At 43.6% G+C, this 15115-nt stretch carries 13 protein-coding genes; 12 read left to right on the plus strand and 1 reads right to left on the minus strand.

Annotation, left to right across the window (positions count from 1 at the left end; all coding sequences use genetic code 11):
- Window positions 1-95 precede the first annotated feature (95 nt).
- The 12 genes from ribF to thiO all read left to right on the plus strand — a co-directional run bounded on the left by ribF (window position 96) and on the right by thiO (window position 14089).
- Window positions 96-1028 (plus strand): bifunctional riboflavin kinase/FAD synthetase, encoded by a 933-nt coding sequence (ribF, locus tag Q4492_RS04775; RefSeq protein ID WP_303416125.1) that lies wholly within the window; start codon window positions 96-98, stop codon window positions 1026-1028.
- 17 nt (window positions 1029-1045) lie between these two features.
- Window positions 1046-3865 carry an isoleucine--tRNA ligase gene (gene ileS, locus Q4492_RS04780; RefSeq protein ID WP_303416126.1) on the plus strand — a complete coding sequence of 940 codons (2820 nt, stop codon included), beginning with the start codon at window positions 1046-1048 and terminating at the stop codon, window positions 3863-3865.
- Window positions 3865-4407, plus strand: coding sequence for a signal peptidase II (gene lspA, locus Q4492_RS04785; RefSeq protein WP_368389430.1), 543 nt, complete (start codon window positions 3865-3867; stop codon window positions 4405-4407). The genes ileS and lspA overlap by 1 nt, the downstream gene beginning before the upstream one ends.
- Window positions 4408-4836 (plus strand): peptidylprolyl isomerase, encoded by a 429-nt coding sequence (locus Q4492_RS04790; protein ID WP_067983882.1) that lies wholly within the window; start codon window positions 4408-4410, stop codon window positions 4834-4836.
- Between the two features lie 163 nt (window positions 4837-4999).
- Complete coding sequence (locus tag Q4492_RS04795) at window positions 5000-5506, plus strand: GspH/FimT family pseudopilin (RefSeq protein WP_303416127.1); 507 nt, start codon at window positions 5000-5002, stop codon at window positions 5504-5506.
- Complete coding sequence (gene pilV, locus Q4492_RS04800; RefSeq protein WP_067862761.1) at window positions 5503-5949, plus strand: type IV pilus modification protein PilV; 447 nt, start codon at window positions 5503-5505, stop codon at window positions 5947-5949. The genes Q4492_RS04795 and pilV overlap by 4 nt, the downstream gene beginning before the upstream one ends.
- 3 nt (window positions 5950-5952) lie before the next feature.
- Window positions 5953-6912: a PilW family protein gene (locus tag Q4492_RS04805; RefSeq protein ID WP_067862759.1), complete on the plus strand. Its 960-nt coding sequence runs from the start codon at window positions 5953-5955 to the stop codon at window positions 6910-6912.
- On the plus strand, window positions 6909-7352 hold the full coding sequence (locus Q4492_RS04810) for a PilX N-terminal domain-containing pilus assembly protein (protein ID WP_067862757.1): 444 nt from the start codon (window positions 6909-6911) through the stop codon (window positions 7350-7352). Before Q4492_RS04805 ends, Q4492_RS04810 begins: the two co-directional genes overlap by 4 nt.
- Before the next feature lie 31 nt (window positions 7353-7383).
- Window positions 7384-11928 (plus strand): pilus assembly protein, encoded by a 4545-nt coding sequence (locus tag Q4492_RS04815; RefSeq protein ID WP_303416130.1) that lies wholly within the window; start codon window positions 7384-7386, stop codon window positions 11926-11928.
- Complete coding sequence (locus tag Q4492_RS04820; RefSeq protein ID WP_303416386.1) at window positions 11928-12320, plus strand: type IV pilin protein; 393 nt, start codon at window positions 11928-11930, stop codon at window positions 12318-12320. Before Q4492_RS04815 ends, Q4492_RS04820 begins: the two co-directional genes overlap by 1 nt.
- A 51-nt stretch (window positions 12321-12371) precedes the next feature.
- On the plus strand, window positions 12372-12926 hold the full coding sequence (locus Q4492_RS04825; RefSeq protein ID WP_303416132.1) for a GspH/FimT family protein: 555 nt from the start codon (window positions 12372-12374) through the stop codon (window positions 12924-12926).
- 77 nt (window positions 12927-13003) lie between these two features.
- Window positions 13004-14089, plus strand: a complete 1086-nt coding sequence (thiO, locus tag Q4492_RS04830) for a glycine oxidase ThiO (RefSeq protein ID WP_303416134.1) — start codon at window positions 13004-13006, stop codon at window positions 14087-14089.
- A 104-nt stretch (window positions 14090-14193) separates the two neighbouring features.
- On the opposite strand, the gene nadE is transcribed toward thiO, so the two are convergent.
- A complete protein-coding gene (gene nadE, locus Q4492_RS04835; protein ID WP_303416136.1) occupies window positions 14194-15027 on the minus strand; it encodes an ammonia-dependent NAD(+) synthetase in 834 nt (277 codons plus the stop codon).
- Window positions 15028-15115 lie beyond the last annotated feature (88 nt).

The raw sequence follows: 15115 nt of genomic DNA on the forward strand, positions 1-15115 counted from the left end.
AACTTTGCTCAGTGGTACTCGTTGGTCATTATCTGGGCTATAATGCCGCGTTTATTTTTAGCCAATAATGTTTAGGCAGCAATTAAGAGTTCTTAATGGAATTAATTCGCGGATTACATAACCTGCGGGAGAAACACCGAGGGTGCGTCGCGACAATCGGCAACTTTGATGGTGTGCATCTTGGTCATCGTCAGGTTTTGAGGCAGGTTAAAGCAAAAGCGGATGAGCTGGGTTTACCTTCAGTTGTAATTACGTTTGAGCCCCAGCCACGAGAGTTCTTTGCTGGCAGTGACGCTCCGCCACGGTTAACACGATTTAGTGAAAAACATCGTTTGTTGGCCGCAGAGGAGATTGATCGTCACCTTTGTCTTACATTCAATGAGCGTCTGCGTTCCATGACGGCAGATGCTTTTGTTGAAGAGTTGTTACTTAGAGGGCTTGCGGTTGAGCATTTTGTTGTCGGGGATGACTTTCGTTTTGGTTGTGACCGCTTAGGTGATTACAACATGCTACGAGCAGCCGGTGAAAAACATGGCTTTTCTGTGGTAAATACTGAAACGTTTCTTAGAGCGGATGAACGTGTGAGTAGCTCGCGCATTCGCCAGGCGCTTGAAAAAAACCTATTTGATGAAGCCGCCCTATTGCTAGGTAGGCCTTATACGGTTGCTGGGCGTGTTATGCATGGGCAGAAGCTTGGGCGCCAACTAGGTGTGCCTACGGCTAATGTGAGAATGCATCGTTTTCCTTGTCCTTTACGGGGTGTTTATGCTGTAGAGGTAACAGGGGAGGGCATTAAATCTCAAGGGGTTTGTAATGTAGGAATGAGGCCAACAGTAGGTGGTCGACAGCCTGTATTAGAAGCGCACTTGTTTGATTTTGAAGAAGATATTTATGGGCGGCTGTTAACCGTTGAATTTAAGCAGTTTATTCGTGCTGAACAAAAATTTGATGGATTAGAGCAGCTCAAACAACAGATTTTTGCAGATATTGATGAAGTGCGGGCTTTTTTTGCCCGTACTTGCAGTTAATTCGGAACTTACTAACCATGACCGATTACAAAGCAACGCTAAACCTTCCTGAAACTCCTTTCCCTATGCGTGGCAATTTAGCTCAACGCGAGCCTGAAATGCTCAAGGGTTGGCAGAAAATGGATCTGTACCAGAAAATTCGTGAGGCTAGTGCAGGCCGTAATAAATTTATCCTGCATGATGGGCCTCCGTACGCAAATGGTAATATCCATATTGGTCATTCGGTTAATAAGATCCTTAAAGATATTATTATCAAATCCAAAACAATGAGTGGCTTTGATGCGCCTTATATCCCTGGTTGGGATTGTCATGGTCTACCGATAGAACACAAGGTAGAAACCAAAGTTGGTAAGGCGGGTGTAAAAGTTTCCCATAAAGAGTTCCGTCAGAAATGTCGTGAATATGCACGTAAGCAAGTTGAAGGTCAGAAAAAAGACTTTATTCGCTTGGGAGTGCAGGGCGATTGGGATAATCCTTATTTAACAATGAATTTTGATACTGAAGCGAACATTATCCGTGCGCTAGGTAAAATTGTTGAAAATGGACACCTTGTTAAAGGTTTTAAACCGGTTTACTGGAGTGTTGTAGGTGGTTCTGCATTGGCTGAGGCTGAAGTGGAATATCAAGATAAAACCTCAACCGCTGTTGATGTGCGTTTTACTCCTGTAGATCCGAGCGGGTTTCTCTCCCGTTTTGCCGATGCCGCATCAGGTGCTGGCGATATATCTGTTGTGATCTGGACAACCACACCTTGGACTTTGCCATCTAACCAAGCTGTATCTTTGAATGCTGAATTAGATTATGTCCTTGTTCAATTGGATCTAGGTCAGGGCAAGGAACGTATTCTTCTGGCTGAAGGTCTAGTGAAAGACGTGATGGTTCGTTACGGGGTGGATGATTACGCAATCGTCGGTCGCTGTCAGGGCGCTGCCCTAGAAAATATTGCGTTAGAACATCCATTTGCCGAACGCCAAGTTCCTATTATCTTAGGTGATCATGTAACCCTTGATGCGGGTACAGGTGCAGTGCATACCGCACCAGATCATGGTGTAGAAGATTTTGAAGTAGGTCGTAAATATGGCATAGGTACATTAAACCTAGTCAATGCTGCTGGTGTTTTAGGTGAAGGTGCGGGTGTCTTTGCTGGTGAACATGTTTACAAAGTTGATGATAAGGTTGTTGCGCTTCTGCAAGAGAAAGGCAAGTTGGTACTTGAGCATAAATTCCAACATAGTTATCCACACTGCTGGCGTACAAAAACACCGTTGATCTACCGTGCAACTCCCCAGTGGTTTATCAGCATGGAAAAAAATGGTCTTAAAGCCGCTGCGTTAGATGCGATTAAAGGTGTTGAGTGGTTCCCAGAGTGGGGACAAAATCGTATAGAGTCTATGGTAGAGCAAAGCCCTGATTGGTGTGTTTCACGTCAGCGTACTTGGGGCGTGCCAATTGCTTTGTTTATACACAAGGAAACACAGCAGTTACATCCAAATACAGCTGAGCTAATTGAACAAGTTGCTCTTCGTGTAGAGCAGGAAGGTATTGATGCCTGGTTTGATCTCGATGCAGCTGAGCTGTTAGGTGATGAGGCGGCAGACTACGAAAAAGTGACGGATACCCTAGATGTTTGGTTTGACTCGGGCGTTACCCACTACTCAGTTATCGATCAACGGGATGAGCTTACTTTTCCCGCTGATATGTACTTGGAAGGCTCCGATCAGCATCGTGGCTGGTTCCAATCCTCTTTGAAAACCGGCATTGCAATCAAAGGTTGTGCTCCCTATAAGCAAGTACTTACTCACGGTTTTACTGTGGATGGGCAAGGCCGCAAGATGTCAAAATCTGTAGGTAACGTTGTTGCGCCTCAGGAAGTGATGAATAAATACGGTGCTGATATTCTCCGTCTTTGGGTTGCTTCTACTGATTATAGTGGCGAGATGACTTGTTCCGATGATATTTTGAAACGAGCTGCTGATGCTTACCGTCGTATTCGTAATACAGCGCGCTTTTTTCTTGCTAACCTGAACGGTTTCAATCCCGAAACAGATATGGTGCCAACTGAAAAGATGGTGGCTTTAGATGCATGGGCTGTAGATCGTGCAGCACGTTTACAGGACGAGCTGTTAGGTCATTATGATCAATATGAGTTTTTGCTCGTATTCCAGAAGATCTCTCATTTCTGCTCTCAGGATATGGGTGGTTTCTATCTCGATATTATTAAAGACCGTCAATATACTGCTGCGACAAATTCTGCTGCACGTAAATCAGCACAAACTGCGCTGTATCACATAGTTGAAGCGCTAGTACGTTGGATTGCCCCTATCTGTAGTTTTACTGCAGAAGAGATCTGGACAACCTTAGCCGGTGATCGAGCACAATCAGTGCACTTGGATACTTGGTATCAGGGTTTAACAAAACTGCCTGAAGATAGCCCGTTCGGTAATGCGTATTGGGCGCAGGTTATGGCAGTGAAAGATGCGGTGAATAAGCAGCTAGAAGAGCAGCGTAATGCCGGTAATGTTGGTGGTAGCCTTGAAGCTGAAGTGACATTGTATTGTGATGACAACCTACTGCAAACACTCGCTAAGTTAGAAGATGAATTACGTTTTGTCTTGATCACTTCTCAAGCCCATATAGCACCCCTGGCTGATGCGGTTGATGCTCAGCAAACTGAGTTATCCGGCTTGCAGCTTAAGGTTGTTAAAAGCGCTGCTGATAAGTGCCCTCGTTGCTGGCATTATCGAGAAGATGTTGGTCAGCATGCTGATGAGCCTGAGCTTTGTGGTCGCTGTGTTGAAAATGTTCACGGTGACGGCGAAAGTCGTAGCTTTGCTTAATGACGAAGCCCACTGAGAGTATGGCAATGGAACCATCAAGCGAAATTAAAAACAGCTGCTTCATATGGGTGTGGTTTTCGTTTTTGGTGGTTTTACTTGATTTAGGTAGTAAACAGCTTGCTGATGCTTATCTAAGCTACGCTGAACCAAACCCGTTATTACCAGTATTTGATCTGACGCTGCTATATAACAAAGGTGCGGCGTTTAGTTTTTTGTCCGATGCGGGTGGTTGGCAGCGTTGGTTGTTTGCATTTATTGCTGTGCTCGTCAGTGTTGTGATTGTGATCTGGCTGCGCCGTATAGAGCGTAACCAATGGTGGTTGGGTTTGGCGCTTTCAATGGTCTTGGGTGGTGCGCTTGGAAACCTTTATGACCGTGTAGTTCTGGGATATGTAATTGATTTTATCTCTTTGCATTATCAAGGTTATTATTTCCCAGCGTTCAATTTGGCCGATTCAGCTATCACTTTAGGCGCTGTAATACTTATTTTTGATATGCTGTTTCTAGAAGCTAAGCGAAAACCCTCTAAAGAGAAAATGTAAATGAGTAAATTGATCGGTCCCGGAAAAACAGTCACCTTGAATTTTGCAATTAAGTTGGCAGACGGTCAGATTGTTGATTCCACTTTTGATAAAGAGCCTGCTACGTTTACGGTTGGTGATGGTAATCTACTCGAAGGATTTGAAAAAGCACTCTTTGGTTTGGAGGAAGGCGCAAAGCAAACGCTGAAAATTCTTCCGGAAAATGGTTTTGGTATGTCTAATCCTAGCAATATCCATAATGTTCCCCGTTCGCAATTTAAGGATGTGGAACTTGAACTAGGTTTAGTGATCTCGTTTTCAGATGCTGGAAACGGAGAGCTACCTGGAGTAATATCGGAATTTGACGATAAGATGGTAGCGGTTGATTTTAATCATCCATTAGCAGGGAAACAGCTCGACTTTGAAGTAGAAATACTTCAAGTGAGCTAAGCGATAAACATGATGCCCGAATAAAATTATTCGGGTTTTTTGTATTTTGATAATCTTAGGTCTATGCTTCTTTAAGACCCCCTCACATGTTTGTATGGCGTATGTTTCCCTAAACGACTAATCTTAGGTATATAAGAGAATTTTTATTTACTGGATGTAGGTAATGTCTAAACGGGAAAATGGTTTCACCTTATTAGAGTTGATGATCGCTATAGTGATATTAGGGATCATTCTCGGTCTTGGTGTACCTAGCTATAATTCAATTACCGAGTCATCCAGACTTCGGGCAGCCACTCATAGTTTAAATTCTGCTATTCAGCTTGCGCGTTCAGAGGCTTTGACTCGGCGAGAAACTGCGGCTGCCTGTCGATCTAATCTTGCATTCACAGCTTGTGAGTTCGGTACTGATTGGAGTCGTGGATGGATGGTTGTTACACAGCAGGGTGCAGATTTAGAGACGGCTGCCGATGTAACTGTAATACGTATTTGGGATAGCATTAATCTAGTTGCTTCTGGTGCAGCGAATGGTTTTGTGTTTGACCGTTTGGGGCGAGGAGAGGTTACAGGAGCTTTGCGGATTCAGAATGATACAGATCACCGGTGTTTGTCCACTAATGCGACTGGGCGTACGGCTGTACAAGAGATTAGTCCGGGGGATAGTTGTCCATGATGCATGGCCAAAATTATTTACAAAAGAAACAGCAAGGTACAACGCTGATTGAAGTTTTAATTGCTGTGGTAATTATTTCTATTGGATTATTGTCGGTAGCGGCTTTACAGACGGTTGCGTTAAAAAGTAACAATGGTTCGTACTATCGATCACAGGCGACATTTTTGGCTTATGATTTAGCCGATAGAATTCGAGCAGCTCCTGAGTCGGCTGAGGATGGGGATTACGACGATGGTCAAGCGGGTGATCGAGCTGAGTGGGATGCGCGGGTAGTAGATCGGCTTGGTTCTGGCGCTGTAGGGCAGGTTGTTATAGTTAGTGGCTCGACGGCGAATCAAGCATCCATCACTATACAATGGAATGATAATAGAGCGAGAATTCGTGCTGCTAGCGATGCTGATGATGCTACTGTGACGAGCTTTAATTATCGAATGGAGTTTTAGTTCATGTTGGTAAAGGATAGGCCGCTAGAAAAAGGTTTTAGTTTAATTGAGCTGATGATCGCCTTGGTCTTAGGCTTATTTCTCATTGGCGGTGTTATTTCTGTATTTATGGGGAGCTCTCGGAGTTTTAATTCTAATGAGGCGTTATCACGCGTGCAAGAGAATGGTCGTTTTGCTTTAGAGTTGATCGCTCAAGATGTTCGTAATACGGGTTACAAAGGCAATTGTTTCGTTGATGCCCTTGATATTATTGATACGAGTGATTCGGATTATAAAGCTGATGCTTATGATATTAATGATCCAATCAAAGGCTGGGATGACCCCACCGGAGAATTTTTTGTTGGGGATTTGACCGACTATGTAGCAGGCACTGATCTTATACTGGTTAAGCATGCGGCGGAGGATGCAGGAGCTGTGCTTTCAGTTAATGTTGATGCTACAGATAGTACATTTATTACCGTTGGAGGAGAAACGCCTGGTGCAATATTAGTAATGTCTGATGCAGCGGGTTGTGATATGTTCCAAAATACTGCAGCGAGTGATACTGCTGATCTGCAGCGAGGCACCGCAGGACAAACAATTAATAACCAATCAGTCGCCGCGAAGCCATTAAGTCATGCATATCTTGCTGGAGGAGGTACGAGTATTTCACTGTTCTCTAGCACGCTTTTTTATATAGGTTCAGGTTTGACCTCGTCAAGTGCTTTACGAAGTATTAGTTATGATAATGGTGCTCCTAATGATCAAGAGTTGGTTGAAGGTGTCAGTGATTTGACTATCACTTATGGTATTGCTTCAGGTGCAGGGTCTACGTTGGATTACTCTAATACGGCTACTCAGGTTCAAGCCGCTGGGGATTGGGATGATGTAGTTGCTGTTAGGGTAACTATAGATGTCGATGGTGATCAAAATATATCGCATCAGTTCTCTACAACCATTGCATTAAGGAACCGTTTAAGATGAAGCCTCAGTGCCAGAATAAAGTTAATGAAAAGGGCGCTGTCTTAGTTATAGCGCTAATATTTTTATTGATCTTGTCTTTGATCGGTGTGAGTTCTATGCAAGGGACGACCATGCAAGAAAAAATGTCGGGTAATTTGCGGGATCACTATTCTGCTTTTAATGCAGCTGAGGCTGCGTTGAGGGATGGAGAGCGGCAAGCGCGTACTGATTACTTTAATGATACATTGGATGAAGATACGTCTATTAATGGTGTTTATGCTTCATCATTTTCGTCAGCGGCTATACCAACGTGGAATGCTGAGTTGTTAGCAGAAATTTATGTGAGTACAGGTATAGATGCAGAGCCCTCTGGAGCTGTAATTAGGGTAACAGCATCATCAGCCGGTTTTACTGGACAGTCAGATGTTCGACTTGAATCAATTTATGTAGTGGAAGAGTAAGAGTATTAACTCTGCTATAGGAGACTTTTCAATGAAAAAAATTATACATACAAGCCCCTGTTGGTTAGTCTCTGTGCTTGTTTCTACTGGTATTTTGTTTTCTGCTAATAGCGGCGCTGATACCGTTGCCCAAACCCCGCTTTTTTTGGGTGAAGGTAATGTTCCAGGCAATTTAGCCCTGACACCATCTGTTGAGTACCCGACAGTAATGAGTGTTGCTAACTTGGGGAACTATGATGAGACGGTTAAAAGCGTAGGATATTTTGATTCAAATAAGTGCTATGGGTATGAGTACAGTGCAACAGAATCAGAGAGACATTTTTATCCAGTTAGTGTTAGCGCAGATTATACCTGTCCAGGGGATGTCTGGAGCGGAAACTATCTAAATTGGGCTGCGACCTCAACAATTGACCCATTTCGTTGGGCGTTAACTGGTGGGTATCGAGTTAAAGATACAGTAACAGAGACATGGATTGAAAAAGCACGCCATACGGGACAAGGTAGCCTTTTCCCAACTAGAACGATCTCTGGTGCGGCTGTTGTTAATAATGCTACGCCATTTTCTACTTCAAGTATCACGACCTATGTGAACGGTGAAGGTAATAAAATGGATTTTCAGTTACCTAATGGACACGGGTTTTCAAACACAGCTCCAGGAGTAGATGCCCCGGTCTTTAGTGATACTGACTTTGGCTCTATATCTATGACTCAATTTGGTTCTGGTACGGTTGAGCGCAGCTCTGAGTATTCCTATGACGCGGGAGGTTTTTCTCTTAAGAAAAAAACAAACAGCGATCCAAATGGTGCGCGGATAAAAGTAGTTGATTCAGGTAGTGTTGATTATGATAATTTTATCTTTACTGGGCGGATCTATCGTCCTGTCGGCGGGCCTACTAACGGTGGTTCTGATCGATTAGCTTTGTCTGATAGTGATGGGAATGGTTATGGTTTTTCGGTTTCCGGTAGTTCTATCAAGGTAGAAAAGCGTACTAAAAGTGGTTCATCTGTTAGTTCTAATACGCTAGGGAGTAGTGTTTCGATTAGTCGACCAACAGGGAGTTGGTATAGTTTTGTTTTTGAATCTGTATCCGGGAATAAGTTTAAATTAACCGTTTATAATGAAGGCGGTACAGAGTTAGGAAGCGTCACCAGCAGTTCATCTTCATCTCATTCAGATTTTAACTATTTATTTGTTCATGGTGGGTCAGATTATTATATTGATGATCTGAGTATTGTTGAGAGTGATGGAGGCGGTGGTATTGCTTACCATGCTATATCTGGTGATCGTTTTGAAACTAGCGTACGCGTTAAAGTATGCGATCCTGCCGTAGGTGTTGAAGATAACTGTCGGCTGTATGGTTCGAACTGGAAGCCTGAAGGGCTAATTCAACGCTATTCCGATAATGTACGTTATAGTGTATTTGGCTATTTAAATGATGATAACGGCCTGCGAGACGGCGGTGTATTGAGGGCTAAGCAAAAGTTTGTTGGGCCTGAGCAATTAGATCCTAGTTCTGGGTTAATAGCGAATCCAAATAAAGAGTGGGATGAAAGTACCGGTATTTTAATTCAAAATCCTGATGCGAGTGATGCGAGCGATGCCGCTGGTTATTATGGGGTGACCATTAATGATAGCGGTGTGATCAATTATATTAATAAGTTTGGTCAGCTTAATTCTAATTCTTTTAAAAGTATCGACCCTGTTAGTGAGCTGTATTACACCGCGTTGCGTTATTATAAAAATCAATCAAATGTTGCGGCATATTATTCTAAATCCCCTGCTCATAACTCTTCACCTAGCACTGGAACAATCTCGCAGTGGGTAGATAATTTTCCGGTAGTTAGAAGTTGGGATGACCCAATTCAATACGCTTGTCAGAAAAACGTGGTATTGGGAATTGGTGATGTGAACACTCATAGGGACAAAAACTTGCCTGGTAATACTTCAAGCACGAATGAGCCAACAAAACCCGCAGAAGTTAGCAGTGACACTACAGTTAATGTACGAACTGCCACAGATCTTATAGCTGATTTGGAAGGTATTAGTATTGATACGGCGGCAGGTAGTTATTCCGGGCGTAGTAACTCGGCATTTATGGCAGGTCTTGCCTACGATGCCAATACTTCAGATATTCGAGATGATTTTGCCGGTACCCAAACCGTTCAGACCTACTGGGTAGATGTGCTGGAAGGGCAGGTTCTTCAAGATAAAAGGGATAACCAATTTTGGCTAACCGCTAAATATGGAGGGTTTGAAGTACGTGAACACCCTAGCTGTTCTATAGCAAGTTATACCCCAGTAGGAACAGAGTGCGATGAGCAGAGTCTAGGCGACCCTTACTCAAGAACCGATCCGTTACCTGAATGGTGGTGGCATACAAATACAGATGTTTTGGACCCTAATTCGGGCAGCGATTATAAAAGAGCGGATACTTATTACACTGCAGGTGATGCTCAGAAAATGGTGGATGGCTTAACGGAAGCTTTTGCTTCAATCTCTGCATCTGTCCGCGGTGCCGCTTCTGCGTTGACAGCGAATACGTCACGTTTAGGTACTGACTCGGCATTATTCAATGCGCTTATGGATACTACTTTATGGTCGGGTGATTTAGTTGCCCGAGGTATCAGTTCTACAGGCGTATTGGATACAGCTGATACATGGAGTGCAGCAGCCATAATGGATGCTATTCCTGAAGCTGATCTAAGCAATCGGAAAATATTTACCAGTACTTATGCAGCTAAAGACGCTTTAACCGGCGTTACTTTAAATTCTGGAGGGGTAGAATTTAAATGGGCCAGTTTATCTGCTGAGCAGAAAGAAATGCTGCAGGTGACGCCAGCGAGCGGTCCTTTAACTACAGAAGCTGTTGCTCAACAACGATTAGATTATTTACGCGGAAGTCGTACACTAGAACAAACAAATATTAATACATCTAACCCTTTTCGCCAGCGTAGTAGTCGTTTGGGGGATATCGTAAATTCATCACCTCAGTACGTTAATAAAAATAACTATGGCTATAGCGCGTTAGGAACGCCTTTTCCTGCGTCTGTAGGCAGTGATTACCTCAGTTATCGACAATCAGCTACTTATATTGCGAAACCACCTATTATTTTGGTGGGTGCGAATGATGGGATGCTTCATGTATTCGACGCATCCTTAGGAGCTGATGGAGGGAAAGAGCTCTTTGCTTATGTGCCATCAGGCGTATTTAGTAATTTGTATGAGTTAGTCTATCCAGAGTACAGCCATCGTTATTATGTTGACGGTATTCCTCGAGTGTTTGATGCATGGTTTGATCCTGTGGATGTGCCAACGGGAATTAGTTCTGGTTGGAAATCTGTGGTTGCTGTTACGCCTGGAGCTGGTGGCGCTGGGGTATCTCTATTAGATGTTAGTGATCCCGAAAACATGACTAAAGATGAAGTTTTATGGGAGTTTTCTCATGAAGATATGGGGGTGTTGATTCAGCAACCTTATATAACGCCTTTGCATAATGGGAAGTTCGGCGTAATAGTCACAAGTGGCTTTTCTCATGGAGTATCAGAAGGGCATATCTGGGTTTTAAATATTGCTGATGGTTCTATCATTAGAGATATTGTTGTTCCGACTACTGGCGGACTGGGTCAGCCAGCCATTGTTGATTTAAATAGAGATAAAATAGCTGACCGAATTATCGTAGGAGATACTTTGGGTAATGTTTGGCGTTTCGATATTACTAGCTCATTACCTGCCAGCTGGTCGCCACCGGCTTCTTTGCTTAGTGGCGTAACTCCTGTCCCATTTTTTGTTGCTAAAGATGCATCGGGAATACGTCAGCCGATCACAGGGCCGGTCAACACTGCGTTTGATAGTCAAGGTCGTCATATGGTGCTGTTTGGTACGGGTAGTTATTATCTGAGCGGCGACAACCAGATAAATGCCACACCTCAAGTACAATCTTTATATGGGGTATTAGATACGGGTGCAGTTATCAGTGACCGAACCCAGCTTTTACAGCAAGAAGTACTGTTTGAAGGTTATATTGGAGCTAATGGCGCTAGAGTGACAACTGATAATGAGTTGCAGTTGTCCGATAAAGGGTGGTACTTAGATCTGGCATGGAGTGCAGTACAGGGAGGCCCCGGTGGAATAGGTGAATTGGTTGATACTCGACCGGTGTTAAGAATAGGTCAAATGATTGTCGCAACCAAAATACCTTCATCTGACCCTTGTTTGGCTGGAGGTAGTAGCTGGATTATGGCGCTAGATTATGAAACAGGTGGAGCATTAAATAGCACTACATTTGATTATGATGAGGATGGAAACTTTACTGCCTCCGATTTAGTCGCTGTGCCTACTACGGATGAAGATGGGAACCCAATTGTTGAGGATCAAATCGGTTCTGGCTTAATGCTCCAAGGTGGAGGGTTTGCTAACCTAGGGGATGGGTCTTTTGTGAATGAAATCCCAGAAGACGATAGTTCTTCGACAACTATAAGGGCTTGTCTCAGTAATAGTAGTAGTACTGGTATTACCTGTCCTGAATTTAATGGGGCATTTAGCCAAGGGCGAAAAGGATGGAGAGAGGTAAGGTGATGCAAAGGAAACGTGAGCAGGGCTTTTCTTTATTAGAATTAATGATTGTTGTAGCGATTATCGGTATTTTGGCATCGATAGCTTATCCTAGCTATCAGGAAAGTGTTGCAGAAGGGCGTAGGGTTGACGCGCAAGCGAATCTATTGTCGTTGGCTCAGCATATGGAACGAGACTTTACGGAGAATGGTTCTTATGCTGGCGCTGTGCTTCCTTATAATGAGGCACCGAAGGATGGTGATGATAAGTTCTATGATCTCGCTCTGACTGTACAAACAGCTACTACTTATACTATTAGAGCTCGACCTAAGAACGGTATGGCGGGTGATCGTTGTGGTGATATTTCTATTAATCATATAGGACAAAAAACTGCAGCTGAATCTGACTGCTGGTAGGAAGATCTAATAATTTAATTTACCAACCTGCAATGGATTGCGGGGGGATATATGGAAAAGGGATACTCTTCCGGTCGGTGCTGGCCGTTACCTATTGGTTTTTCAAAAGGTTTTTCTCTTATTGAGTTGTTATTGGCGTTAGCCTTGCTTTCAATCGTCTTGTTTGTGGGTGTGCCTAGCTTCTCTGCAGTACTATCAAGAGTGCAGGTTGATGCAGATGTGTCTTCTATTCGAGGAGGCCTTTCTTTTGCACGGATGGTGGCTCTGACCGCACGCAAAGAGGTCATTGTTTGTCGTTGGGATGGGGACAGTAATTGTACGGGTGACAGCGGAAGTGGTTCACTGATATGGCCGGCAGGAATGCTTGTATATATTGATGAGGATACCGATGGGACATGGAACCCTTTAACTGACAGTGTTCTTAAAGTTATTCCGTTTTCAGCTCATAATGAAGTTTCATGGAATAATGGAGAAAAGGTTGTTTTTCAATCTGATGGAAGTAGTCCAGGATATAATGGAACTTTCAGTATAGTTGATGATACAGGCGAGCTTTCGGCGGAGTTAGTTCTTTCAATGACAGGTCGTTTACGTAATAAAACTTTATAATAAAATGATCTTGTTCATGGTATCTACGCTGGCTTACCGGCACAATATAGCCCATTTCTAATGTGTTGGAATTATATATGTCTGACTTTCTAATTATCGGTGGTGGTGTGATCGGCATGATGTTGACGCGTGAGTTGGCGCAGTCAGGTGCGGAAGTAACCATCGTAGATCGTAAAGCCTGTGCAAAAGAAGCTTCTTGGGCGGGAGGAGGAATTGTTTCTCCGCTGTACCCTTGGCGATATCCCGATGCTGTTACTCAGCTCGCTACATGGTCGCAAAGTAGTTATATACATCTATCTCAAGATCTACTTGAAGAAACTGGTTGTGACCCTGAGCTTCGCCAGAAAGGGATGTTTATGGTTGATGTTGAAGATCATGAAGAGGCCCTTGTTTGGGCGAAAAAGTTCCATCGCCCACTTCGGGAAGTGGATGCTTCTTTTGTTTATCAAAAAGAGCCCCATGTAGCTAAAGACGTTGATAATGCCTTATGGATGCCTGAAGTTTGTAGTATTCGAAATCCTCGATTAGGTCGTTCGCTACGAGAAAGTTTGGTAAAAAACCCTAAAGTAACTGTGCTTGAGCATTATGAGGTGGAAAGCTTCTTAACCGCTGGAAATCGAGTTTTAGGTATTAAAACAAATCAGGGAGAAGTTCGTGGCGATAATGTAATTATAGCTGCGGGAGCTTGGAGTGCTGATCTGCTCCAGCTGGTAGGGAAAAGTCTTCCCATTGAACCTGTTCATGGGCAGATGATGTTGTTTAAAGCGGTTCCTGGCTTAGTTAATCGCGTCGTTCTTAAAGGTGGGCGTTATGTTATTCCGAGGAATGATGGGCGAGTATTGGTGGGTAGTACGCTTGAGCATTTTGGATTTAATAAGCAGACCACCGAAGAGGCGGCTAGCTCACTTTATGAAACCGCTTTAGGTATTATTCCTGAGTTAGAAAATTATAAAGTGGAACACCATTGGTCAGGCCTGCGTCCGGGATCGCCAGAAGGAATACCTTATATAGGTTTAGTTCCTGAATTTGAAAACTTGTATCTAAATGCCGGCCAATATAGAAATGGTTTAGTGTTGGCGCCAGCATCTACACGTTTGCTTGTGGATATTTTATTGGGGCAGGAGACGATCATCCCCGCCAGCCCTTATCGAGTGGATCGATAAATTCTAAGATAAGGCTTTGGAAGAAGGTTTACCTCCGATAGAGATCCAGTACCCTTCTGTTCACGGGTGAACTCTTGTTAAAGAGAGCTTACCCTGTTGTCAGCTTAATCGTAGATGGTTGGAATGGGTGCGCGTTTGTGTTCAGTTTTTATATAGATATCGATAATACGTTGCTCGATCTCCTTAGAAACGGGCTTGCCTTCTAGAAAATCGTCTATTTCATCATAGCTAAGGCCGAGCGCGTGTTCATCTGCTTTTTGTGGCGTTAAGCACTCTAGGTCGGCTGTTGGTGTTTTGTCTACCAATTCCATTGGTGCGCCGAGTGTTTTTGCCAATAAACGGACTTGACGTTTGCTCAGTCCAAAGAGCGGAGCTAAATCGCAGGCACCATCACCCCATTTTGTATAAAAGCCAGTTAGATTCTCGGCCGAATGATCTGTACCAAGTACTAAGGCACCTACTATGCCGGCTACTTCATACTGGGCAACCATGCGTGCTCGGGCTTTTACATTGCCTTTCGCAAAATCTACTGCAGCTTCTGAGGCTCTATTTAAACCGAGAGCATTAAGGGACGTGCATACTTCGCTATGAATGCCTTCAACGCCAGGTTTTACGTTGACAGTAATGCGCTGTGTGGGCTGAATAAAGTCGAGAGCCATCTGAGCATCATCTTCGTCATGTTGACTGCCAAATGGTAAGCGCATAGCAATAAAACTATATTCATTGCTGTTACTTTCTGCGTTGAGTTCATCTACTGCAAGTTGGGCAAGTCGGCCACAGGTGGATGAATCCACACCACCACTGATGCCTAATACTAGGCTTTTGAGCTTAGATCTTTTTAGCGTATTTTTTATAAATGCAGTTCTACGCGTGATTTCTGTTGTAGGGTCAACTTCCGCTAAAACTTTCATCTCTTGAATAATGGTTTCGGCCTGCATTGTAAGTCTCTCTGCTTAGTTGAACGCTTTCAATATGATTATGCTACTTGAATTGGGTGTCGTAGGTAAATTATGTTTTAGCATTTAG

Origin of the sequence: Neptuniibacter sp. 1_MG-2023 (assembly GCF_030547185.1) — a bacterium.
Taxonomy (GTDB): Bacteria; Pseudomonadota; Gammaproteobacteria; order Pseudomonadales; family Balneatricaceae; genus Neptuniibacter.